19 protein-coding genes and 1 pseudogene are annotated in these 21,345 nt (G+C 71.4%); 11 read left to right on the top strand and 9 right to left on the bottom strand.

The genetic code is table 11. The features are described from left to right. Positions 1 to 39: 39 nt before the first annotated feature. Genes ABZ016_RS31745 through ABZ016_RS31755 form a run of 3 tightly spaced genes read left to right on the top strand, consistent with a single transcriptional unit; the run spans position 40 to position 3,431 of the window. A complete protein-coding gene (locus ABZ016_RS31745; protein WP_356920138.1) occupies positions 40 to 1,404 on the top strand; it encodes an FtsW/RodA/SpoVE family cell cycle protein in 1,365 nt (454 codons plus the stop codon). Then, positions 1,401 to 2,876, top strand: coding sequence for a penicillin-binding transpeptidase domain-containing protein (locus tag ABZ016_RS31750; protein WP_356920139.1), 1,476 nt, complete (start codon positions 1,401 to 1,403; stop codon positions 2,874 to 2,876). The genes ABZ016_RS31745 and ABZ016_RS31750 overlap by 4 nt, the downstream gene beginning before the upstream one ends. Before the next feature lie 45 nt (positions 2,877 to 2,921). Continuing rightward, the gene (locus tag ABZ016_RS31755) at positions 2,922 to 3,431 is read left to right on the top strand and encodes a DUF3291 domain-containing protein (RefSeq protein ID WP_356920140.1); all 510 of its coding nucleotides are present in this window, start codon (positions 2,922 to 2,924) and stop codon (positions 3,429 to 3,431) included. Positions 3,432 to 3,458: 27 nt separating this feature from the next. Here ABZ016_RS31755 and ABZ016_RS31760 read toward each other — a convergent pair whose 3' ends face one another. Beyond that, positions 3,459 to 4,571, bottom strand: a complete 1,113-nt coding sequence (locus ABZ016_RS31760; RefSeq protein ID WP_356920141.1) for a ferritin-like domain-containing protein — start codon at positions 4,569 to 4,571, stop codon at positions 3,459 to 3,461. A 123-nt stretch (positions 4,572 to 4,694) separates the two neighbouring features. Between ABZ016_RS31760 and ABZ016_RS31765 the strand changes: the two genes are divergently transcribed. The 4 genes from ABZ016_RS31765 to ABZ016_RS31780 all read left to right on the top strand — a co-directional run bounded on the left by ABZ016_RS31765 (position 4,695) and on the right by ABZ016_RS31780 (position 8,232). Continuing rightward, positions 4,695 to 5,633 carry a diiron oxygenase gene (locus ABZ016_RS31765; protein WP_356920142.1) on the top strand — a complete coding sequence of 313 codons (939 nt, stop codon included), beginning with the start codon at positions 4,695 to 4,697 and terminating at the stop codon, positions 5,631 to 5,633. A gap of 314 nt (positions 5,634 to 5,947) precedes the next feature. Continuing rightward, a complete protein-coding gene (locus ABZ016_RS31770; protein WP_356920143.1) occupies positions 5,948 to 6,601 on the top strand; it encodes a helix-turn-helix domain-containing protein in 654 nt (217 codons plus the stop codon). A gap of 10 nt (positions 6,602 to 6,611) precedes the next feature. Then, the gene (locus tag ABZ016_RS31775) at positions 6,612 to 6,911 is read left to right on the top strand and encodes a hypothetical protein (protein WP_356920144.1); all 300 of its coding nucleotides are present in this window, start codon (positions 6,612 to 6,614) and stop codon (positions 6,909 to 6,911) included. Between the two features lie 106 nt (positions 6,912 to 7,017). After that, entirely contained in the window at positions 7,018 to 8,232 is a 1,215-nt protein-coding gene (locus ABZ016_RS31780) for an NlpC/P60 family protein (RefSeq protein ID WP_356920145.1), read from the top strand. On the opposite strand, the gene ABZ016_RS31785 is transcribed toward ABZ016_RS31780, so the two are convergent. From ABZ016_RS31785 to ABZ016_RS31805, 5 genes are read right to left on the bottom strand one after another with little or no spacing between them, the layout of a single operon-like run. Further along, positions 8,196 to 9,458 carry a styrene monooxygenase/indole monooxygenase family protein gene (locus tag ABZ016_RS31785; RefSeq protein WP_356920146.1) on the bottom strand — a complete coding sequence of 421 codons (1,263 nt, stop codon included), beginning with the start codon at positions 9,456 to 9,458 and terminating at the stop codon, positions 8,196 to 8,198. The genes ABZ016_RS31780 and ABZ016_RS31785 overlap by 37 nt on opposite strands. 13 nt (positions 9,459 to 9,471) lie before the next feature. Continuing rightward, positions 9,472 to 10,119 (bottom strand): ATP/GTP-binding protein, encoded by a 648-nt coding sequence (locus tag ABZ016_RS31790; RefSeq protein WP_356920147.1) that lies wholly within the window; start codon positions 10,117 to 10,119, stop codon positions 9,472 to 9,474. After that, positions 10,100 to 10,519 (bottom strand): DUF742 domain-containing protein, encoded by a 420-nt coding sequence (locus ABZ016_RS31795; protein WP_356920148.1) that lies wholly within the window; start codon positions 10,517 to 10,519, stop codon positions 10,100 to 10,102. The genes ABZ016_RS31790 and ABZ016_RS31795 overlap by 20 nt, the downstream gene beginning before the upstream one ends. After that, a complete protein-coding gene (locus tag ABZ016_RS31800; protein WP_356920149.1) occupies positions 10,516 to 11,043 on the bottom strand; it encodes a roadblock/LC7 domain-containing protein in 528 nt (175 codons plus the stop codon). Before ABZ016_RS31800 ends, ABZ016_RS31795 begins: the two co-directional genes overlap by 4 nt. Beyond that, positions 11,040 to 14,039, bottom strand: a complete 3,000-nt coding sequence (locus ABZ016_RS31805) for a nitrate- and nitrite sensing domain-containing protein (RefSeq protein WP_356920150.1) — start codon at positions 14,037 to 14,039, stop codon at positions 11,040 to 11,042. The genes ABZ016_RS31800 and ABZ016_RS31805 overlap by 4 nt, the downstream gene beginning before the upstream one ends. Positions 14,040 to 14,407: 368 nt before the next feature. On the opposite strand from ABZ016_RS31805, the gene ABZ016_RS31810 reads away from it, so the two are divergent. Then, complete coding sequence (locus ABZ016_RS31810) at positions 14,408 to 15,193, top strand: protein phosphatase 2C domain-containing protein (RefSeq protein WP_356920151.1); 786 nt, start codon at positions 14,408 to 14,410, stop codon at positions 15,191 to 15,193. A gap of 46 nt (positions 15,194 to 15,239) precedes the next feature. Here the strand turns inward: ABZ016_RS31810 and ABZ016_RS31815 are convergent, their stop codons facing one another. The 3 genes from ABZ016_RS31815 to ABZ016_RS31825 form a co-directional block, all read right to left on the bottom strand. Next, positions 15,240 to 15,731 carry a MarR family transcriptional regulator gene (locus tag ABZ016_RS31815; protein WP_356920152.1) on the bottom strand — a complete coding sequence of 164 codons (492 nt, stop codon included), beginning with the start codon at positions 15,729 to 15,731 and terminating at the stop codon, positions 15,240 to 15,242. A gap of 176 nt (positions 15,732 to 15,907) precedes the next feature. After that, positions 15,908 to 18,322: an endopeptidase La gene (gene lon / locus ABZ016_RS31820; protein ID WP_356920153.1), complete on the bottom strand. Its 2,415-nt coding sequence runs from the start codon at positions 18,320 to 18,322 to the stop codon at positions 15,908 to 15,910. Positions 18,323 to 18,413: 91 nt separating this feature from the next. Continuing rightward, the gene (locus ABZ016_RS31825; protein ID WP_356920154.1) at positions 18,414 to 19,385 is read right to left on the bottom strand and encodes a rhomboid-like protein; all 972 of its coding nucleotides are present in this window, start codon (positions 19,383 to 19,385) and stop codon (positions 18,414 to 18,416) included. A gap of 147 nt (positions 19,386 to 19,532) precedes the next feature. Here ABZ016_RS31825 and ABZ016_RS31830 point away from each other — a divergent pair, with 147 nt between their 5' ends. The 3 genes and pseudogenes from ABZ016_RS31830 to ABZ016_RS31840 form a co-directional block, all read left to right on the top strand. After that, positions 19,533 to 20,210 (top strand): spermidine synthase, encoded by a 678-nt coding sequence (locus ABZ016_RS31830; RefSeq protein WP_356920155.1) that lies wholly within the window; start codon positions 19,533 to 19,535, stop codon positions 20,208 to 20,210. A gap of 133 nt (positions 20,211 to 20,343) precedes the next feature. Then, positions 20,344 to 21,084, top strand: coding sequence for a response regulator transcription factor (locus ABZ016_RS31835; RefSeq protein WP_003992913.1), 741 nt, complete (start codon positions 20,344 to 20,346; stop codon positions 21,082 to 21,084). Next, positions 21,081 to 21,345: pseudogene (locus ABZ016_RS31840) on the top strand (two-component sensor histidine kinase); the annotation flags it as partial. The gene ABZ016_RS31835 and the pseudogene ABZ016_RS31840, both read left to right, overlap by 4 nt.

Here is a 21,345-nt window from a genome sequence, read left to right on the forward strand (position 1 = left end):
CAAAGCACACAATGCGCCTCATTTATGTAGATTCCGGGCATGAGCAAGGTCGGAATCACCGTGGCGACGGCGGGCCCGCCGGCGCCCGCCGTCCGCCGCCTCCCCCGGCGCCGTGGCGTCGAACTCGCCCTCATCGTCCTGGCCGTACTGCTGTCCGTGTACGGCTACTGCGCCGTCGGCCTCGCCCAGCACGGCACCCTCCCGCCCGGTGCCGCCGGTTACGGCGCCGGGCTAGGCGTGCTCGCGCTCCTGGCGCATCTGGCCGTACGCCTGCGGGCGCCCTACGCCGACCCCCTGCTCCTGCCCATCGGCGTGCTGCTCAACGGGCTCGGCCTGGTGCTCATCTACCGGCTCGACCTGGAGACCCCGGGCGACCGGGCGGCACCGGCCCAACTGGTGTGGTCGACGCTGGGCGTGGCGCTGTTCATCCTGGTCGTCCTGCTGCTGCGCGACCACCGGGTGCTCCAGCGCTACACGTACGTCTGTGTCGTCGCCGCGCTCGTGCTGCTCACCCTGCCGATCCTGTTCCCAGCGGTGAACGGCGCCCGCATCTGGATCCGGGTCGCCGGGTTCTCCATTCAGCCGGGCGAGTTCGCGAAGGTGCTGCTGGCGGTGTTCTTCGCCGCGTACCTGGCCGCGAACCGCAGCGCCCTCGCCTACACCGGCCGCCGCGTCTGGAAACTCCAGCTGCCCACCGGGCGGGTCCTCGGCCCGATCCTCGCCGTCTGGCTGGTGAGCGTCGGCGTCCTGGTCCTGGAACGCGACCTCGGCACGTCGCTGCTGTTCTTCGGGCTGTTCGTCGTCCTCCTCTACGTCGCGACCGGCCGCACCGGCTGGATCGCCGTCGGTCTGCTGCTGGCCGCGCTGGGTGCGGTCGCCGTGGGCCGGCTGGAGCCGCACGTGCACAGCAGGATCGAGACGTGGCTGCACCCCTTCGCCTCCATCGAGTCGGGCGAGGGCGCGAACCAGCTCGCCCAGTCGCTGTTCGCCTTCGCGGAGGGCGGTCTCCTCGGTACGGGCCTGGGCCTCGGCCACTCGGTCCTGATCGGCTTCGCGGTGAAGTCGGACTTCATTCTGGCCACCGCCGGTGAGGAGCTGGGCCTCGCGGGCCTGTCCGCGATCTTCCTCCTCTACGGTCTGCTGGTGGAACGCGGCTACCGGGCCGGCCTCGCCCTGCGCGAGCCCTTCGGACGGCTGCTGGCGGTCGGCCTCGCCTCGCTCGTGGCGCTCCAGGTGTTCGTGATCGCGGGCGGCGTGACCGGTCTGATCCCGCTGACCGGCATGGCGATGCCGTTCCTGGCACAGGGCGGCTCGTCGGTGGTCACCAACTGGGCGATCGTGGCCCTGCTGGTCCGGGTGAGCGACTCGGCCCGGCGACAGCACGACGGGCGGGGCACCCCGTGACGCGGCACATCCGGCACGCCGGGTTCTTCTGCGCCCTGCTGCTGGTGGCCCTGCTGCTCAACGCCGCCCGCGTCCAGGTCGTCCAGGCCCCGGCGTACGACGGCAACCCCGCCAACCGGCGCCCGGACATCGCCCGTTACGAGCAGCCGCGCGGGGACATCCTGGTCGGCGGCCGGCCCGTCACCGGCTCGAAGGACACCCGCGAGCACCTCCGCTACGAACGGACCTACGCCGACGGCCCGTTGTACGCCCCGGTCACCGGCTTCGCCTCCCAGCTGTACGGGACGACGCTCCTGGAGAACGCCGAGGACGACGTGCTCTCCGGCACGCATCCGATGCTGGTGCCGTTCCCGCTGTGGAACGACTTCACGCGGGCGCGGTACCGGGGCGGCGACGTCGTGACGACCCTCGACCCGGCCGCACAGCAGGCGGCGTACCGAGGGCTCGCCGGGCGCAAGGGCGCGGTGGCGGCACTGGATCCGTCGACCGGCCGGATCCTGGCCCTGGTCTCCGCCCCGTCCTACGACCCCCAGCCCCTGTCCGGCAACGGAACCGCGGCGTCCAGGGCGTGGCGGCGGCTGAACGCCGACCGGGACCGCCCGATGCTCAACCGGGCGGTACGGCAGACGTACCCACCGGGCTCGACCTTCAAGGTCGTCACCGCGGCGGCCGCGCTGGACGCCGGCCTGATCACGAACCTGGACGCGCCGACCGGCTCCCCCGACCCCTACACCCTGCCCGGGACGAGGACGCGCCTGACGAACGAGTCCAGGCGCTGCAGGGACGCGACGGTCCGGGAGGCGTTCACGTTCTCCTGCAACACGGTGTTCGCGAAGCTCGGCGTGGAGGTGGGCGCGACGGGGATGGCGGCCAAGGCACACGCCTTCGGCTTCAACAACGACGTGCTGAGAGTTCCTTTCCCGGTGGCACGGTCCACCTTCGACTCCTCGCTCGACCGGGCGCAGCTCGCGCTGTCGTCGATCGGCCAGTACAACACGCGCGCCACACCGCTCCAGATGGCGATGGTCGCGGCCGCCGTCGCGAACCGTGGTGAGGTGCGGGAGCCGTATCTGGTGGAGCGGACGACCCGGCCGGGCGGCAGCACCCTCGCCACGGCCGGCTCGCGCCCGGTCCGCCGGGCGATGTCCTCCTCGACCGCCGGCCGGCTGCGCGCGCTGATGCGGGACGTGGTCAGGAACGGCACGGGACGCGTCGCGGCGATCCCCGGCGCCAAGGTCGGCGGCAAGACCGGCACGGCCCAGCACGGCCCCGGCAACTCCGGTACGCCGTACGCCTGGTTCGTCGCCTGGGCGCAGGGCTACCACGAAGCGGCGTCGCGGGTGGCGGTCGCGGTGGTCCTGGAGGACGCGAGGTCGGACCGCGGGCACATCAGCGGCGGCGACGCGGCGCCGATCGCACGGGCGGTGATGAAGGCGGTACTCAACTCCCGGGAACGGGTGCCCAGTTCGTGAGACGGGGGTACCGCGACAGGGATCTCCCGACCTACCGTTCGGTCCATGACCCATTCTGCCGCCGCGTACGAGCTCGCCCAGGTCAACATCGCCCGCCTCAAGGCGCCGCTGGACACCCCGCTGCTGAAGGACTTCGTCGACAGCCTCGACCCGGTCAACGCGGACGCCGACGCGGCCGACGGCTTCGTCTGGCGCCTGCAGGACGACAACGGCGACGCCACCGACATCTCGGTCTTCGGTGACTCCTGGCTCATCATCAACATGTCGGTCTGGCGCGACACCGACGCCCTGACCGCGTTCATGTACCGAGGCAGGCACCGGGAGATGCTGGCCCGTCGCCGTGAGTGGTTCGAGCGCGTCCAGGAGGCCATGGCCACGCTCTGGTGGGTCCCGGCGGGTCACCGCCCCACGGTCGCCGAGGCGGAGTCCCGCCTCCTGCACCTGCGCACCCACGGCCCGACCCCGTACGCCTTCACCCTGCGCACGTCGTTCCCGCCCCAGGGGGCGACGCCGCTGCTCCGCGAGGTGCCGGAGGGGCTGGGCTGTTCGGTCTGAGGTCCTGCCATGTGACCGAACGGACCCTCAACCGTCGAGCCGCTCTCCGGCCTCGATGGCCCCCCGCACCTCCGCCACCCGCTCCCGCTCCTCCGCCGCGAACCGCTCGGCGTCCAGCTTCTCGGCGATCTCCTCGTCCCGGGACATCAGCAGGTCAAGGTCGGAGTCGCCCATCTCCAGGACGCCCATGTCGACGTAGGCCTGCTGGAGCCGTCTGCCCCACAGGCCGATGTCCTTGACGCAGGGGACGATGCGGCTGAAGAGGAGCTTGCGGAAGAGGGCGAGGAACTCGGACTGCTCACTGCAGGCCTCCGCCTCGGCCTTGGGGATGCCGAAGTTCTCCAGCACCTCGACCCCGCGCAGCCGGTCGCGCATCAGATAGCAGCCCTCGATCACGAACTCCTCGCGCTCACGCAGCTCGGCATCGGTGAGCTGCTTGTAGTAGTCGCGCAGGGCCATCCGCCCGAAGGCCACGTGCCGGGCCTCGTCCTGCATGACGTAGGCGAGGATCTGCTTGGGAAGGGGCTTGTCGGTCGTGTCCCGGATCATCCCGAAGGCGGCGAGCGCCAGCCCCTCGATCAGGACCTGCATCCCGAGGTAGGGCATGTCCCAGCGCGAGTCGCGCAGGGTGTCGCCGAGCAGGGCCTGGAGGTTGTCGTTGATCGGGTACAGCAGCCCGATCTTCTCGTGCAGGAAACGGCCGTAGATCTCGGCGTGCCGGGCCTCGTCCATCGTCTGGGTCGCCGAGTAGAACTTGGCGTCCAGGTTGGGGACCGACTCCACGATCCGGGCGGCGCAGATCATCGCGCCCTGCTCGCCGTGCAGGAACTGGCTGAACTGCCAGGAGGCGTAGTGCCGGCGCAGTTCGCCCTTGTCCCGGTCCGAGAGCTTCGCCCAGTGCCGGGTGCCGTAGAGGGACATCGCCTCGTCCGGGGTCCCCAGCGGATCGTACGGATCGACCTCCAGCTCCCAGTCGATCCGCTTCTGGCCGTCCCACTGCTTGTCCTTGCCCTTCTGGTAGAGGGCCAGGAGGCGGTCACGGCCGTCGTCGTACTCCCAGTTGAAACGGGCCGCGCCGGTCGCCGGAACCCGCCAAACGGGCTCTTCCGGTACTTCGGAGTACACGTCGAAGGTCGGCATGTCCCGCAGGTTCACAGGTAGTAGACGCCGGGTCAACAAGTGGCGCGCGAGGGATTGACGAGCTTGCTGACAGGCAGTCTCATAAGGAGGGACGGTGACGTGTGCACAACGAGGTGGGCAGCCATGACGACCCTGACGGAAGCCGACGCGCTCGACGGCCTGCTCGATGCCCTGGGCCTGCTCAAGGACCGGGAGCAGGTGGCCCAGCGGCTGCTCGACTCCTCCGCCAAGCATTCCTTCGACCCGGACGAGGAGCTGGACTGGGACGCGCCCTTCGAGGAGGGCAAGTGGTTCTGGCCGCCGGAGCTGGTGTCGCTGTACGACACCCCGCTGTGGAAGCGGATGAGCGAGGAACAGCGCATCCTGCTGTCCCAGCACGAGGCCGCGGCGCTGGCGTCGCTCGGCATCTGGTTCGAGATCATCCTCATGCAGCTGCTGGTCCGTCACATCTACGACAAGGCGGCGACGAGCGCGCACGTGCGTTACGCGCTGACCGAGATCGAGGACGAGTGCCGGCACTCCAAGATGTTCGCCCGGCTGATATCCCGCGGCGGTACGCCCTGGTACCCGGTGAGCCGTGTGCACCAGCACCTCGGCCGTCTCTTCAAGACGATCTCGACCACACCGGGTTCCTTCACGGCCACGCTGCTCGGGGAGGAGGTGCTCGACTGGATGCAGCGCCTGACGTTCCCCGACGAGCGGGTCCAGACGCTGATCCGCGGTGTCACCCGCATCCACGTCGTGGAGGAGGCCCGGCACGTGCGCTACGCCCGGGAGGAACTGCGCCGCCAGATGGTGACGGCGCCCAGGTGGTCCCAGGAGTTCACGCGGGTCACGTCCGGGGAGTTCGCCCGTGTCTTCTCGGTGGCGTTCGTGAATCCCGAGGTGTACACGAACGTGGGGCTGGACAAGCGGGAGGCGCTCGCGCAGGTGCGGGAGAGTGGGCATCGGCGTGAGGTGATGCAGACGGGGTCGAAGCGGTTGACCGACTTTCTGGATGACATCGGGGTGCTGCGGGGGGTGGGGCGGCGGTTGTGGAAGTCGTCGGGGTTGCTGGGGTAGGACTGCGTCGCTTGGGCCGGGGTTCTGTGCTGCCGGGTTCCGGAGCTCGGTGTTGTTGCGTGCCGCCCCAGCGGCACGATTGCCCGCAGCTAGGCGGGACGGCGGCCCGCAGCCAGAGCGACCACGATGCACCCGCATTCGCGTACGCACGGAAGGGGACGTGTCGGGGGGTGTCCGCCCGCAGCGGTTGGCGCGTCAACGGGGAGTCAGTCGGTGTCCGAGTCCATCGCGCCGTTCCGAGGACGGACACCCCCCGGCGCGGCCCCGACCCACCGCCCGGGTCAGGCGGGCAGCGGACGGTTACGCTGCCGGACATGACGCCAACCGCCCCCACCCCCGCCTACCGGCGCCTCAGTGTCGAGGAGCGTCGCAGTCAGCTGCTCACTGCGGCGCTGAACCTCTTCGCGCACCGGGCACCGGAGGACGTGTCCCTGGACGACGTGGCGGAGGCGGCCGGGGTGTCGCGGCCGTTGGTGTACCGGTACTTCCCGGGCGGCAAGCAGCAGCTGTACGAGGCCGCCCTCAGGTCCGCCGCCGACGAGCTGCGGCACTGTTTCGACGAACCCCGCGAGGGCCCCCTCCTCCCCCGCCTCTCCCGCGCCCTGGACCGCTACCTCAGCTTCGTGGACGAGCACGACGCCGGCTTCAGCGCCCTCCTCCAGGGCGGCAGCGTCGTCGAGACGTCGCGCACCACCGCCATCGTCGACGGCGTACGCCGCGTCGCCGCCGAGCACATCTTCCAGCACCTCGACGTCACCGCGCCCGGCCCGCGTCTGCGCATGACCGTCCGGATGTGGATCACCGCCGTGGAGGCCTCGTCACTCATCTGGCTCGACGAGGACAAGGATCCGCCGGCCACGGACCTGCGCGACTGGCTGGTCGAGCAGTTCGTGGCCATGCTGAGCGTGACCGCCCGCCGCGACCCGCGGACCGACGCCCTGGTCCGGGCGCTCGCCGAGGATGTCTGACACTGGTCCCGTGAAGAGCGAAGACACCCCCTTCGAGGGCGGCCCCATGGACGGCAGGGTCCTGCCCGTCCTGCTCGGCGTCACCGGCCACCCGCCGAAGACGTACCGCATCCCTGTCCCCGACCCCGAGGGCGGTCCGCCGACCGTCCTGGTCTACCGCCGCGTACCCCGGGAAGAGGGCAGGGTCCGGATGACCCAGCGCTGGAAGTACGAGTACGCCCCTGAGGGCGTCCAGCCCCGGCGACTCAACTGGCCCTGGTCAAAGCCAGACGCCACGCCGCCCGGCAAGCCGGACGACGCCGACGGGTGACCTCGTTGCGCCGAACCGCGCACACTCGGCGCGCGCACCGCTCGCACACCCCTGATCCTCACGATGTCCGGTGGCAAAGGGCCACCCTCGCATCGGAGGTGATGGAATGTCAGGAAAACTCGGGCGTCTGGCTCTGGCCTGCATCGCGGCGACGGCAGCCGGAGCCGTCCTCGCAGTACCCGCGACTGCCGTCCCCGAGCCCAGTCCCGGTCCCGTACCCGCCCCCGCCGTCCCCGGCCCCAGCCCTGCCCCCGGCCCCGACACGGCTTCCGTAGCCCGCCTCCTGAAAGACCTTCAGAAGCTCTACCGCGAGGCGGAGAAGGCCACCGAGGCCTACAACACCACCGAGGACCGGCTGGAGAAGCAGCGCGCCGAGACCGACCGCCTGGACCGCGCCCTCGCGCGCGCCCGGCTCTCCCTGCACGACAGCCGGGGCGCGGCCGGCCGCCTGGCCCGGCAGCAGTACCAGGGCAGCAGCGACATCTCCCCGTACGTACGACTGCTCCTGGCCCGCGATCCCCAGCGCGCGATCGACCAGGGGCATGTGATCGGCCGGCTCGCGCAGGAGCGGGCGGACACCATCGGCCGGCTGACCGGTGACGAGGAAAGGGCCCACGACCTGGCCCGCAGGGCCCGCACGGCCCTGGACCAGCAGCTCGCCCTCACCGAACAGCGCAGGAAGGAACGGGACGAGGTCCGCGACCGTCTGCGGGAGGTCGAGGAACTGCTCGCCTCCCTCAACCGGGACCAGCTCGCCGCCCTCGCCGAGTTCGAGAGGAACGGGATCAGGACGGCGCAGAAGGAGCTCATGGCGTCCGGCGCGCTCAGCGGAGCCCGCACACCGACGGCCGGGGGCGGCCGGGCCCTGCGCTACGCCGTGCGGCAGATCGGCAAGCCGTACGAGTGGGGCGCGGAGGGCCCGAAGACGTACGACTGCTCGGGGCTGACCTCGCAGGCGTGGGCGGACGCCGGGACGCCCGTCCCCCGGACCAGCCAGGAGCAGTGGAAGGAACTGAAGCGGATCCCGCTGACCGAGCTGCGCCCGGGTGACCTGGTCGTGTACTTCCCCGAGGCCACGCACGTGGCGCTGTACCTCGGCAACGGCATGGTCGTGCAGGCGCCCCGGCCGGGCGCGACGGTGAAGGTGTCACCGATCGCGGCCAACCCGGTCCTGGGCGCGGTACGCCCCGACCCGGACGGGAAGCCCCTGCGGCGGTTCGAGCCACCGGAGCTTCCCGAGGGCGCCACGGACGGGTCGGACGAGGGATACGCGGAGGTCGGAGACTACGCGGCGCCCGCGCCGGACACCTCGACCAGGTAGGCCTGCGCCTTCTCCGGGTCGTAGAAGAAGTTCTCGAAGTCGGCCGGGTTGTTGAAGCCGTTGGCGAACCGGTCGGCGACCGGCTGGAGCTCGCCGGCGGCGCCGATCAGGTTCAGGATGTGCTCCGGCGGCGGCGCGAGCATCGCGTTGGTCCACTTGGTGACGTGCTGGGCGGTGTCCCAGTAGCGGTCGAAGGTGGCCCGCATCCACTCCTCGTCGAACGGCTTGTCGCCGTGCTCGACGATCGAGGAGAGGTAGGCGGCGGCGCACTTGGACGCGGAGTTCGAGCCCTGCCCGGTGATCGGGTCGTTCGCCACGACGACGTCCGCCACGCCCAGCACGAGCCCGCCGCCGGGGAGACGGCCGATCGGGTTGCGGACGGTGGGGGCGTAGCGGCCGGCGAGGGTGCCGCCGGCGTCGGTCAGTTCGACCTTGGTGGCCCGCGCGTACTCCCAGGGGACGTACCGCTCCATGAGTTCCAGGGTCAGGGAGAGGTGCTCCGCCGGGTCCTTGACGCCGTTGAAGACGTCGAGCGGGCCGCCGGGTATGCCCTCCCAGAACAGGATGTCGGCGCGGCCGGAGGTGGTGAGGGTCGGCATGACGAACAGCTCGCCGACGCCCGGCACGAGGTTGCAGCGGACCCCCTCGGTGTCCGGGTGCTCGGGGCGCGGGCCGAGGCCGTGGACGTACGACACGGCCAGCGCGCGCTGCGGCTCGCTGTACGGGGAGCGCTCCGGGTCGCGGGCGAACATCTGGACCAGCTCGCCCTTGCCGGCCGAGACGAGCACCAGGTCGTACGTGCGGGAGAAGTAGTCGAGGTCGCCGACGGCCGCGCCGTGGATGACGAGCTGCCCGCCGCGCTGCGCGAACGTCTCCATCCAGCCGGCCATCTTCACCCGCTGGTCGACCGACTGCGCGTACCCGTCGAGCCGGCCCAGCCAGTCGATCGCACGGGCCGCGGGCCCCTCGGCCCAGGAGCCGGGTGCGGCGACCGAGACGCCGAGCCCCTCGATCTTCGGGGCCTGGGACTCCCAGAAGTTCAGCTGGAGATCGCGCTCGTGCTGCAGGGCCGTGTGGAACATGCACTGCGTCGACATGACCCGGCCGGTACGGATCTCGTCCGCCGTCCGGTTGGACATCAGGGTGACCTCGTACCCCTGCGTCTGGAGGCCGAGAGCGATCTGGAGCCCGGACTGACCGGCTCCGACGACGAGTATCTTCCGCATGCGGGGCTTTCCTCTACTCGGGGGTTTCGTCGAGCGCGTGGCCCACGAGGGCCAGGAGGGTCTCGATCACGGAGATCCGGCGACGCGCGTCCATGATCATGACAGGTATGTGTCGCGGGATGGTCAGCGCCTCCCGCACGTCCTCCGCGTCGAACATCTCGCTGCCGTCGAAATGGTTGACCGCGACGACGTACGGCAGTCCGGAACTCTCGAAGTAGTCCAGTACCGGGAAGCTGTCTTTCAGACGACGCGTGTCGGCCAGGACGACGGCGCCGATGGCGCCGCGCACGATGTCGTCCCACATGAACCAGAACCGCTGCTGGCCCGGCGTGCCGAACAGGTAGAGCACCAGGTCGTCGTCGAGCGTGATCCGCCCGAAGTCCATGGCCACCGTGGTGGTGGACTTGCCCGGCGTGGCGGTGAGGTCGTCGGTGGCCTCGCTCGCCTCGGTCATCAGCGCCTCGGTCTGCAGGGGCGTGATCTCCGAGACGGCGGTGACGAGTGTGGTCTTGCCCACGCCGAAACCGCCCGCCACCACGATCTTCGTGGCGATGGGAGCGCGGGTGCGGTCCGTCTGCCAGGCGTGCATGTTCTCGTCGGGCTGAACGAACGGGGTTGTACCAGAGACGCCGTGAGCGGCGTCAGAGACGACGGAGTCCACTCAGCACCCTTTCCAGCAGAGCTCGGTCCGGGCGGCCCGTGCCATGGCCCGTTCCCGTTCCGTACACACGGATCTTTCCCTGGTCCGCGAGGTCGCTGAGGAGCACGCGGACCACGCCGAGCGGCATCTTCAGCAGCGCGGCGATCTCGGCCACCGTACGCATCCGGCGGCACAGTTCGACGATGGCCTGGAGCTCCGGCATCACGCGGGTGGAGAGGGAGCCGTTCGTCAGTTCCCGGCGCTCCTCCGGGGCCTCCAGCGCGGCCGTGCTCGCCACGAACGTCTCCACGAGGAGGACGTGGCCGAAGCGGGTCCGGCCGCCGGTGAGCGAGTAGGGGCGGACCCGGGCGGGTTTGCGGTCACCCCCGCGGACCGGGAGATGATGCTTGGGCGTACTCATCGGGCCCTCCCCGTCGTCGTCTGGGAATCCTCGAGGGATTTACGGAGTTCGCTGCGGAGTTCGGGCGTCAGGACGTGGCCGGCGCGGCCCACGAACAGTGCCATGTGGTAGGCCACCACGCTCATGTCGCAGTCCGCGCTGCCGTGGACGCCGAGCAGCGATCCGTCGCTGATGGACATCACGAACAGGCTGCCCTCGTCCATCGCGATCATCGTGTGCCTGACCCCGCCGAAGTCCATCAGCTTGGCGGCGCCGACGGTGAGGCTGCCGATGCCGGAGACGATGGTGGCCAGGTCGGCGGCGGAGCCGCGCGGGCCGCTCCGCTTGGTGCCGCGAGCCTGGAGGGCGTCCCGCGCCTCCTTGTTGCGGTGGTCGTCGGACGACAGCAGGAGCAGTCCGTCGGACGAGACGACCGCGACCGAGAGGATGCCGGGGACCTCCTCGACGAGGTTGGTCAGCAGCCAGTGCAGGTTGCGGGCCTCACTGCTCAGTCCGATCAGTCCGAAGGTACTGGGAGCGGTCAACTGCTTGCCTCCTCGACTGTGCCCCCCGTGGCTTCTTCGGATTCAGCTGGTCCTGATGTGCCGGTGGCCGGCCGCTTGTGCGAGGCCGTCTGCTCGGCGATCTCCGCCTCCACCTCGCGGTAGCCGGCCTGGGCGCCCTGGCGGAAGCCGCCGAGGCGGCGGCGGAGGGCTTCGGCGTCCACGGAGCCGCTGCGGCGGCGTGGTTCGGTGGTCTGGGCGGTGATCTTCGGAGTGCGCTTGGGGAGGCCCTTGTCGGTGACGCGTTCGTGTTCGACGTCGGCCTCCGCCTCGGCTTCGCCTTCGGCGTGGTCGTTCCCACCCGCACCCCCCGTGCGGGTTTCGTGGTCGTGTGCGGGTGGCGCCTGCGGGGCGGACTCGCCGTCGGCGGCTGCGGGGCGGTGGTGAGCCGGGTGCGGCTGCGCCTGCCACGCCGGCTCAGGCTCGTCCTGCCGGGCCGGGGCGGGTTCCCGCTGTGCTTCGGATGCCGTCGCCGCATGCGGCGCCGTGGGCGAGTCGGTCTGCTGCGCCGGGATCAGCAGCTCCATCGTGGTCTCGGCGGGCGTCTCCAGCGGGGCGACCGGGGCTTCGGCTTCCGCGGGGGCGGGTTCCGCGGGCGCGGTCGGTCCGGTCCCTGCCTCGGCGTGCGGCGTTGCTGCCGGCCGGGCCTCGTCCGCCGGTTCCGGATGCCCGGCGGTCTCGACGGACCCCGCGGATTCGATCGACCCCGCGGACGCTGCCGGCCCGGCGGCCTCGTCCTGCTGTACCGCCTTCTCCGCCAGCGCCACCAGCGGGTCCCCACCGCTCGCGCGGCCGTACAGGACGTTGGAGTTGGCCTCGGCGTCGGCACCGGGGAGGGAGAAGCTCTGGGTCGTGCTCGAGAGCGGGCCGGACGCCGGGACCGCCGCGGGCGTGGCCGCCGCGAGCAGGGTGCGGGGCAGGACGACGACCGCCGCGACACCGCCCTGCTTCTGCTCGCGCAGCTGCACCCGCACACCGTGGCGGTGGGCGAGGCGGGCCACGACGTACAGGCCGAGGCCGAGACCGTCCTCGCCCTCCTGGTCGTACGGCGCCTCCGGGTCGAAGTCGCCGAGGCGGGCGTTCAGCCGCTCCAGCCGGTCCTCGGTCATGCCGATGCCCTCGTCCTGGACCGAGAGCATGACCTCCCCGTTCTCCAGCAGCCAGCCGGAGATCTCGACGGGCAGGTCGGGCGGGGAGAACGAGGTGGCGTTCTCCAGGAGTTCGGCCAGCAGGTGGGAGAGGTCGTCCGCGGCGAACCCGGCGATGTGCGCGTGCGGCGGCAGCGCGGCGATCCGGACCCGCTCGTACCGCTCGATCTCGCTGACCGCGGCGCGCACGACGTCCACCAGCGGCACGGGCCCCGCGGCGTGCTGGACGTGCTCGGTGCCGGCGAGGACCAGCAGGTTCTCGCTGTGCCGGCGCATGACCGTCGCGAAGTGGTCGAGCTTGAACAGGGTGGAGAGGCGGTCCGGGTCCTGCTCGCGCTCCTCCAGGTTCTCGATGACGGCCAGTTGCCGCTCGACGAGTCCGAGGGTGCGCAGCGCGAGGTTGACGAAGGTGCCGCCGATGGCCGTGCGCAGCCGCTCCAGCTGGGCCGCGGACTCGGCGAGTTCGCCGCGCAGTTCCTCACGCGCGTCGGCCATCTTCTGCCGCTGGCCGACGAGGTGCTTGCGGTCGGACTCCAGCGTGGTGATCCGCTCGGTGAGTCCGGCCGCGTGCGCGTGCAGGGCGTTGACCGAGCGGACGACCTGGGCGAACTCGTCGTTGCGGCCGGTGAACTTCACCGGCTCCTCGGCCCCCGGGTCCTCGGCCTCGGCCAGGCGCTTCGAACCGAGGCGCAGGACCGCGAGGGGACGCGTGAGGCTGCGCGCCATGCCCGTGGCGACGCCGACGGCGAGCAGCATCAGGGCGCCGAGGACGGCGATGCGGATCTCCAGCGCGGTGACGTCGTCGTCGCGCAGCGCCTCGAGGTCCTTGGTGCGGCGGTCGTAGAGGGCGGACTCCACGCCGCGCATCAGGTCGATCCGGGCGGAGAGGGCGGCGTCCACCTTCTTGGTGCTGGTGGAGAGGTCGCCGTCGGCGAGGGTCGGCTGGTCGGTGAGGGTGGCGAGGTACTTGTCGGCGGAGTTGACCTCGGTGCCGGTGACCGTGGAGTCGAACGAGCCGCGGGCCTCCTTGGGCGCGGTGCCGCGGAAGTCGGCGAGAGCCGCGTCGGAGCGCAGCCGGGCCTGCTGGGCGGCGGCGCTGAGGGCGTCGCGCTGCCGGGCGTCGGCGTCGGAGGAGGTGGAGGTCTCGGTCGGCAGGCCGGTGACGGGGTCGATGCCCGTTCCGGTGCTGCGCGGCACGCTCAGGGCGGCGAGCAGCAGCCCCCGGGCCGCGGCGGCCTGCTGGACGGCGGAGTCCAGCTCGGCCAGGGCGTAGCTGCCGGAGCCGGCCCGGGGCGGCGTCTGCTGCGCCAGCTGCTCGGCGAGCCGGTGGAGTTCGGTGATGGCGGTGGAGTACGCCTGGTGCGCTTCGAGGGCGCTGCTCTTGCCGGTGAGAGCCGCTCGGCGCACCGTCGATATCTCGTCCAGGTCGGAGCGGAGCGCGGCGGAGGTGTCGGTGTCCGACCGCAGTTCCTCGACCTGCCGGTCCACGCGGGCGCTGCGCTGCTCGGAGGGCGCCTTGGACTTGGGGCGGCCGGCCGCGATGTACGAGGTGACATCGTCGCGCTCGTCGGAGAGGGAGTGCGCGAGGGCGAGGGCGTCCTGCGTCTGCTCCGCGAGCGTCACGAGTTCCTGCGAGTCGTGGAGTTGTCCGGAGGCGGCGAGGACCGACGGGGTGCCCGCACCGGCGATGGCCGCGGCGACCACGGCCACGGCCACGATGAGCCGGTTGCGCACATGAGTGGGGCGGCCCTTGCCGGTGGGGGGCGTCGACTCAGCGTCCTGAACGGGGGCCGTCTGCTTGCCTGTGCGACGAGGCCGCGTCTTCTGCACCGGTGCTCGCATTCCTGACTCGTGAACTCTTGGGCCCGGATGACGCTCCGTCAACTGGCGCGTACTCCGGGTACACTTCCCGACCCTCCCAGCGCCGGTGGACAGCGCACGCGCATCACCTGACCCGCCACCCGAAGGAGTGAACCCCGGAGGAGAGTTGAGGGGCAAGTTCCGCTGGCCCTTGCACGAGCCTTGCACGGCAGGCCGGTTGGACGCCGGAGTCGGGGGGTGGCAGTATTCGCCACCACGTCTTCCCGGAACAAAGTATTCCATCCCAAACGGGGCGCCTGACCTGCATTGCTGTACCGGCCCTGCGATCATTGCCAGCCTTTTGCGGGCCTTGTGAAGGGCTCGTGCAGACTGGCTGGATGCGTACTGAACTCGCCTCGCAGCCCGGAGACGCGGACCGCCCCAACGAGGACTTCGCAAGTGTCGGACTACCGGCCTCCGGACAGGGCGGTTCGGTCGTCGTCCTGGACGGTGTCACGCCACCGAAGGACGGGACGGGCTGCCTGCATTCCGTCCCCTGGTTCACGGCGCGCCTCGGCGGAGCCCTGACCGAACTGACCGTTTCACTCCCCGATGTTCCCCTGGTCGACGCCTTGTCCCAGGCCATCGCGCGTACCGCCGAGGCGCACGCTTCAACCTGTGACCTTTCTCACCCTCGTACACCTCAGGCCACGGTGGTGGTCGCCCGCTGGTCCCCCGCGAAGGTGGAGTACCTGGTCCTGTCGGACTCCGTTCTCCTCGTGGAGTCGCCGGACGGCGCGGTGACGCCTTTCCTGGACGACCGGCTCTCCCTGCTCCCCCGCTCCGCCCTGGCCACGGACGCGCTGGTGGACTCCACGGTCCGCAACAAGGAGGGCGGCTTCTTCACGGCGGCGGCCGACCCCTCGGTGTCCCGGCGCGCGGTGACCGGAACGCTTCCGCGTCACGAGGTCCGCGCCCTGACCGCGCTGACGGACGGCGCCGCACGCTGGGTGGAGCGCTTCCAGGAGGGCGACTGGACGGACTGCTTCCAGCTCGTCCGCAAGGAGGGGCCGCAGGCGCTGGTCGACCGCGTCCGGACGCTGGAACGTGCCGACACCGCGCGGACGTTCCTGCGCCGCAGCAAGACACACGATGACGCGACGGCGGTGTTCGTCGAGTTCTAGGGGGAGGCCCCCCAGCGCCTGGACACCGCCCGATCGGCGCGGGGTGTCACCTCTCCATGCCGCGGTTGAGCTGGTGCAGCAGCCGGGCCAGTTCCGTGACCTCGCCGGTGTCCCAGTCGGCCAGGCGGCCGGCGTAGCGGGCGCGGCGGGCCTCGCGGACCCGGCGGACCCGGTCGTGGCCCTCCTGGGTGAGGGCGACGAGCCAGGCGCGGCCGTCGGCGGGGTCGGGCTCGCGGGCGACCAGGCCGAGGTCCTCCAGGGCGCGCAACTGGCGGGACATCGTGGCCTTGCCGACGCCGATGTAGGCGGCCAGTCCGGTGGCCCGCTGCTTGCCGCACTCGTCGAGCCTGACGAGGAGGCCGTACGCGGACGACTCCAGGTCGGGGTGGACCTCCCGGGCCATCTCGCCCTGGTTGGCCCGGGCCCGCCGCAACAGCACGGTCAGCTCCCGCTCCAGCGCGAGGAACGCGGGCTGGTCCACACCGCTCCCGGCCAGACCGGCGTCCCGGTGTCCGTCGTCGTTGCCTTCCTCGTGCACGTCAGCCCCTGCCTCGGTTCTCGCCCGCTACCTGGAATTCTCCGTCATCCGCCGCCGCCGGCGCAGCTCGGCAAGTATTCCGCAGGGTGCAGCGCCCGTGTACACAGGGCCACCACACGGTGAAGGCCCGGGCCTCCCTCACGGGACCCGGGCCTTCCCTCATCCGATGACCTCCGTCACGCGGCCACCGGAACCTCCGGCGCCGCGCCCGCGGCGGCGGGTGCGAGCGCCAGCTCCAGGACCTGGCGGACGTCGGTGACGGCGTGGACGTCGAGCTTGTCCAGCACCTCCGCCGGGACGTCGTCCAGGTCGGGTTCGTTGCGCTTGGGGATGATCACGGTGGTGACACCGGCCCGGTGCGCGGCGAGCAGCTTCTGCTTCACCCCGCCGATCGGCAGGACCCGGCCGGTCAGCGAGACCTCGCCGGTCATCGCCACGTCCGTGCGCACCAGGCGTCCGGACAGCAGCGAGGCCAGGGCCGTGGTCATCGTGATGCCGGCGCTGGGGCCGTCCTTGGGGACCGCGCCCGCCGGGAAGTGGATGTGCACGCCCCGGTCCTTCAGATCGCCCACCGGCAGTTCGAGCTCGGCGCCGCGGGAGCGCAGGAAGCTCAGCGCGATCTGCGCGGACTCCTTCATCACGTCCCCCAGCTGACCGGTCAGGGTCAGACCCGCCGCGCCCGTCTCCGGGTCGGCCAGCGACGCCTCCACGTACAGCACGTCACCACCGGCGCCCGTCACCGCGAGGCCCGTCGCCACGCCCGGCACCGACGTCCGCCGCTCGGCCGGGTCCTGGGCGGACTCGGGCACGTGGTGCGGCCGGCCGATCAGGCCGCGCAGATCACCCTCGGCGACGGTGAACGGCAGCTCCCGCTCACCCAGCTCGTGCTGCGCCGCGACCTTGCGCAGCAGCCTGGCGACGGACCGCTCCAGGTTGCGGACGCCCGCCTCGCGCGTGTACTCGCCGGCGAGCTTGCGCAGGGCGCTCTCGTCGATGGCCACCTCGTCCTGACCGAGCCCGGCCCGCTCCAGCTGGCGCGGGAGCAGGTGGTCGCGGGCGATGACGACCTTCTCGTCCTCGGTGTAGCCGTCCAGGCGGACGATCTCCATACGGTCGGCCAGGGCCTCCGGGATCGCCTCCAGGACGTTGGCGGTCGCGAGGAAGACCACGTCCGACAGGTCCAGCTCGACCTCCAGGTAGTGGTCCCGGAAGGTGTGGTTCTGCGCCGGGTCGAGCACTTCGAGCAGGGCCGCGGCCGGGTCGCCCCGGAAGTCCGAACCCACCTTGTCGATCTCGTCGAGCAGCACGACCGGGTTCATCGACCCGGCCTCCTTGATGGCGCGGACGATCCGGCCGGGCAGGGCACCGACGTACGTACGCCGGTGACCGCGGATCTCGGCCTCGTCGCGGACGCCGCCGAGGGCGACGCGCACGAACTTACGCCCCATCGCGTGGGCGACGGACTCGCCCAGGCTGGTCTTGCCGACGCCGGGCGGCCCGACGAGCGCGAGCACGGCACCGCCGCGCCGCCCACCGACCACGCCCAGACCCCGGTCGGTGCGCCGCTTGCGCACCGCCAGGTACTCGGTGATCCGCTCCTTCACGTCCTCCAGGCCGGAGTGTTCGGCGTCGAGGACCGCCTGGGCGCCCTGGATGTCGTACGCGTCCTCGGTGCGCTCGCTCCACGGCATCTCCAGGACCGTGTCGAGCCAGGTGCGGATCCAGGAGCCCTCGGGCGACTGGTCGGAGGAGCGCTCCAGCTTGTCGACCTCCTTCAGCGCGGCCTCGCGCACCTTCTCGGGCAGGTCGGCGGCCTCCACGCGGGCGCGGTAGTCGTCGGACTCCTCGCCCTCCTCCTCGCCGTTCAGCTCGCGCAACTCCTTGCGGACCGCTTCGAGCTGACGCCGCAGCAGGAACTCGCGCTGCTGCTTGTCGACGCCCTCCTGGACGTCCTTGGCGATGGACTCGGCCACGTCCTGCTCGGCGAGGTGCTCGCGCAGCTGCTGGGTGGCGAGCTTCAGCCGGGCCACCGGGTCGGCGGTCTCCAGCAGTTCGACCTTCTGTTCGGTGGTCAGGAACGGCGAGTAGCCGGAGTTGTCGGCGAGCGCGGAGACGTCGTCGATGGCCTGAACTCGGTCGACGACCTGCCAGGCACCGCGCTTGCGCAGCCAGGCGGTGGCGAGCGCCTTGTACTCCTTGACCAGTTCCACGACCTGGCCGGGCAGCGGCTCGGGCACGGTCTCGTCGAGGCGGGTGCCCTCGACCCAGAGGGCCGCGCCGGGACCCGTGGTCCCCGCACCGATACGGACCCGGCTCCGGCCCCGGATCAGGGCACCCGGGTCACCGTCGGCGAGCCTGCCGACCTGTTCGACGGTGCCGAGGACACCGGTGTTCGCGTACGTCCCGTCGACGCGGGGCACCAGGAGCACCCTCGGCTTTCCTGGTTGTGTCTTGGCCGCGGCCTGGGCTGCCTCCACCGCGGCGCGGACCTCGGAATCGCTCAGGTCCAGCGGGACCACCATCCCGGGCAGCACGACCTCGTCGTCGAGCGGCAGCACGGGCAGGGTGAGCGGTGTGGACGTCGAAGCCATGATCTCCCCTTCGGCAGTCAAGTTGAGCTATGCCGACTCAATGCCCGGGAGGGGGTCGGATGTTCCCCGACGCGTGTTCGCTGTGAGCGATCTAGGACGGGGCGGGGCGTTTGCCGCGGTGAGAGGCCTGCTCGTGGTGCCGGCGGCGCAGCAGCGGCCAGGTCGCGAGACCGATGGCCAGGGCGATCGGGTGGCCCCAGTTCGTCAACGGGTCGGCGAAGGCGAGCAGGTCCTGGAGCAGCATCCAGCCGAAGCCGGCGAGCAGCGGCACGCGCAGCCACAGCGGCAGCAGACCGGCCAGCGCGCCGATGCCGGCGGCGACTCCGAAGCTGACGCCGTAGTCGAGCCGGTGCAGTGAGCTGTCGGGCAGGTGTCCGGCCAGCACCGCGATCCCCACCGGGACCTCGGTCGCCAGGGTGGCCAGGACGTGCCCGAGCAGGAAGACACCGGCCGTGCGCAGGCCCCCGACCCGGCGTTCCAGCGCGGTCAGCACGAGCACGAACCCGATCGCGAACGGCGAGGCCACCCCACCCGCGACCCACAGCGCACTGCCCACCAGCACGAACTCCGGCGCCCGCACCAGGTGCGCCACATCGGTACTGGACCCCTGCAGCAGGGCATGCACCAGAGCGGGGTCCGCGTAGGCGGAGATCAGCGAGGTGACGCAGAGCAGGAGGGCGTACCCGAACGTGAACGGCGTGCCCGTGGGGGTGGGGAGCAGCCGCCAGGGCCGCACGGCCCCGAGCCGACGCCGGAGCCACGAGCCCCACGCCGACACCGAGCCACCGGGGGCCTCCGGCTCGGGCACGCCGGTGCCCGCAGCCCAGGGCCCGCCGTCCGTCGGCAGCGGTACACCGCTCCCGAGCACCTCGGCACCCGGGGCCTGGGGGTCGGCGTCCACTGCTGCCGAACCGCCGTCCGCCGTGGAACCCCGGCCATCCGCCCCGCCGGTGCGCTGGCGCGGCACCCCGTCCAGCAGCCCGAACCCATCGGGAACACGGGAAACGGGTGTGTCCGCCGGTGGCGGCGTGGCCGCTGCGTCGGCCGGTGCGGTGCGGTCCACGGCGGCGCTCCTTCCGTCACGGCAAAGCCTTCGCGACCCTCGTCCCCCTGTCTGTGAGGGACGCCACTCGACGGCCCTTTCACAGCAACCTCCTGGCCACGGGGAAATTCCCCGCGCCGCACATCCCGCACCTGCCAGGATGCTCCCATGCCCACCTCGAACGACATTCCTCATGTACTGGACCGTCGCGAGGGCCCGCACGGCGAGGTCGTACTGCGGCGGCACGAGGGCCGCCTGGAGATCATCGCGAACGGCTGCTTCCTGATGGACACCTCCGACGGCCGCTCCGAGCGGCGGCTGGTCGACGCGGCCCTGGACGCCCTGGCCGGCCGGGCCCACCCCGACGTGCTGATCGGCGGACTCGGCGTCGGCTTCTCCCTCGCGCACGCGGCGGACGACCCGCGCTGGGGAGGGATCACGGTCGTGGAACGCGAGTCCGCGATCGTCGGATGGCATCGCGGCGGCCCGCTCTCCGAGATCTCCGCCCGAGCCCTCGCCGACCCCCGCACGAGAATCGTCGAAACCGATCTCGTGGCCTACGTCAATGAGACATCCGACACATACGACGCCCTCTGCCTCGACATCGACAACGGCCCCGACTGGACGGTCACGGAGGGCAACGAAAATCTCTATCGCGAAGCCGGACTCGCAAGCTGCGCACGGGTGTTGAGACCTGGCGGGGTGCTGGCCGTCTGGTCCGCCCAGCCGTCTCCGGAATTCGAAGAAACCTTGCGGAATGCCGGGTTCCAACAGGTGCGTACCGAAGAGATCCCGGTTGCCCGGGGCGTTCCGGACGTCGTACACCTCGGCATCAGCCCTGGATAGCAAAGGTGTGCTGACTCCCCGTACGCTGCTCCTCTGACGCCGATCATTCAAGCGTCAATCGCACACCATGCGCAGGCACAGCCAGTCAGGAATCACCCCACTGATTCCGGAAAGCACACCCCAGGGGCGGGCGATGGAGCAGACACACACCTCCCACAACGGTTCGGCGACGGCTACCCCGGGCGCACAGCGCCGGGTTCTCGTCGTCGAGGACGACGCCACGATCGTGGATGCCATCGCGACCCGCCTGCGCGCCGAGGGATTCCTCGTGCAAACGGCGGGTGACGGTCCGGCCGCGGTCGACACGGCCGAGGCCTGGCAGCCCGACCTGCTGATCCTCGACATCATGCTGCCCGGCTTCGACGGTCTGGAGGTCTGCCGCCGCGTGCAGGCCGCCCGCCCGGTGCCGGTGATGATGCTCACCGCGCGCGACGACGAGACCGACATGCTGGTCGGGCTCGGGGTCGGCGCCGACGACTACATGACGAAGCCGTTCTCGATGCGGGAGCTGGCGGCGCGCGTGCACGTGCTGCTGCGCCGCGTGGAGCGGGCCGCGCTCGCCGCCGCGACGCCGCGCAGCGGCATCCTGCGGCTCGGCGAGCTGGAGATCGACCACGCGCAGCGCCGGGTGCGGGTGCGGAGTGAGGATGTTCACCTCACCCCGACCGAGTTCGACCTGCTGGTGTGCCTGGCGAACACCCCGCGCGCGGTGCTCTCGCGCGAGCAGCTGCTCGCCGAGGTCTGGGACTGGGCGGACGCCTCCGGCACCCGCACGGTCGACAGCCACATCAAGGCGCTGCGCCGGAAGATCGGCGCGGAGCGGATCCGTACGGTGCACGGCGTGGGCTACGCCCTGGAGACCCCGACGCCATGAGCGGCGGGCCGGCCGCACGGAGAGGCCCCGGGGACCCGGAACCCTGGGGCGGGGTGAGCCCGTTCTCGATCAAGACCAAGCTGGGTGCGCTGGTCGTCATCGCGGTGCTGATCACCACGGGCCTGTCGGTGATAGCGGTGCACACGAAGACGGAGCTGCGCTTCATCACGGTCTTCTCGATGATCGCCACACTCCTCATCACGCAGTTCGTGGCCCATTCGCTCACCGCGCCGCTGGACGAGATGACGGCCGTGGCCCGCT

Origin of the sequence: Streptomyces sp. NPDC006372 (assembly GCF_040612515.1) — a bacterium.
In the GTDB taxonomy this organism is placed as follows: Bacteria; Actinomycetota; Actinomycetes; order Streptomycetales; family Streptomycetaceae; genus Streptomyces.

Bases quoted from the DNA above. Each gene is read 5' to 3' on its own strand.
- ABZ016_RS31760 (WP_356920141.1), bottom strand. From the start codon at position 4,571: ATGCCGACCTTCGACGTGTACTCCGAAGTACCGGAAGAGCCCGTTTGG.
- ABZ016_RS31755 (WP_356920140.1), top strand. From the start codon at position 2,922: ATGACCCATTCTGCCGCCGCGTACGAGCTCGCCCAGGTCAACATCGCC.
- ABZ016_RS31785 (WP_356920146.1), bottom strand. From the start codon at position 9,458: ATGCGGAAGATACTCGTCGTCGGAGCCGGTCAGTCCGGGCTCCAGATC.
- ABZ016_RS31745 (WP_356920138.1), top strand. From the start codon at position 40: ATGAGCAAGGTCGGAATCACCGTGGCGACGGCGGGCCCGCCGGCGCCC.
- lon (WP_356920153.1), bottom strand. From the start codon at position 18,322: ATGGCTTCGACGTCCACACCGCTCACCCTGCCCGTGCTGCCGCTCGAC.
- ABZ016_RS31770 (WP_356920143.1), top strand. From the start codon at position 5,948: ATGACGCCAACCGCCCCCACCCCCGCCTACCGGCGCCTCAGTGTCGAG.
- ABZ016_RS31795 (WP_356920148.1), bottom strand. From the start codon at position 10,519: ATGAGTACGCCCAAGCATCATCTCCCGGTCCGCGGGGGTGACCGCAAA.
- ABZ016_RS31835 (WP_003992913.1), top strand. From the start codon at position 20,344: ATGGAGCAGACACACACCTCCCACAACGGTTCGGCGACGGCTACCCCG.
- ABZ016_RS31830 (WP_356920155.1), top strand. From the start codon at position 19,533: ATGCCCACCTCGAACGACATTCCTCATGTACTGGACCGTCGCGAGGGC.
- ABZ016_RS31765 (WP_356920142.1), top strand. From the start codon at position 4,695: ATGACGACCCTGACGGAAGCCGACGCGCTCGACGGCCTGCTCGATGCC.
- ABZ016_RS31810 (WP_356920151.1), top strand. From the start codon at position 14,408: ATGCGTACTGAACTCGCCTCGCAGCCCGGAGACGCGGACCGCCCCAAC.
- ABZ016_RS31780 (WP_356920145.1), top strand. From the start codon at position 7,018: ATGTCAGGAAAACTCGGGCGTCTGGCTCTGGCCTGCATCGCGGCGACG.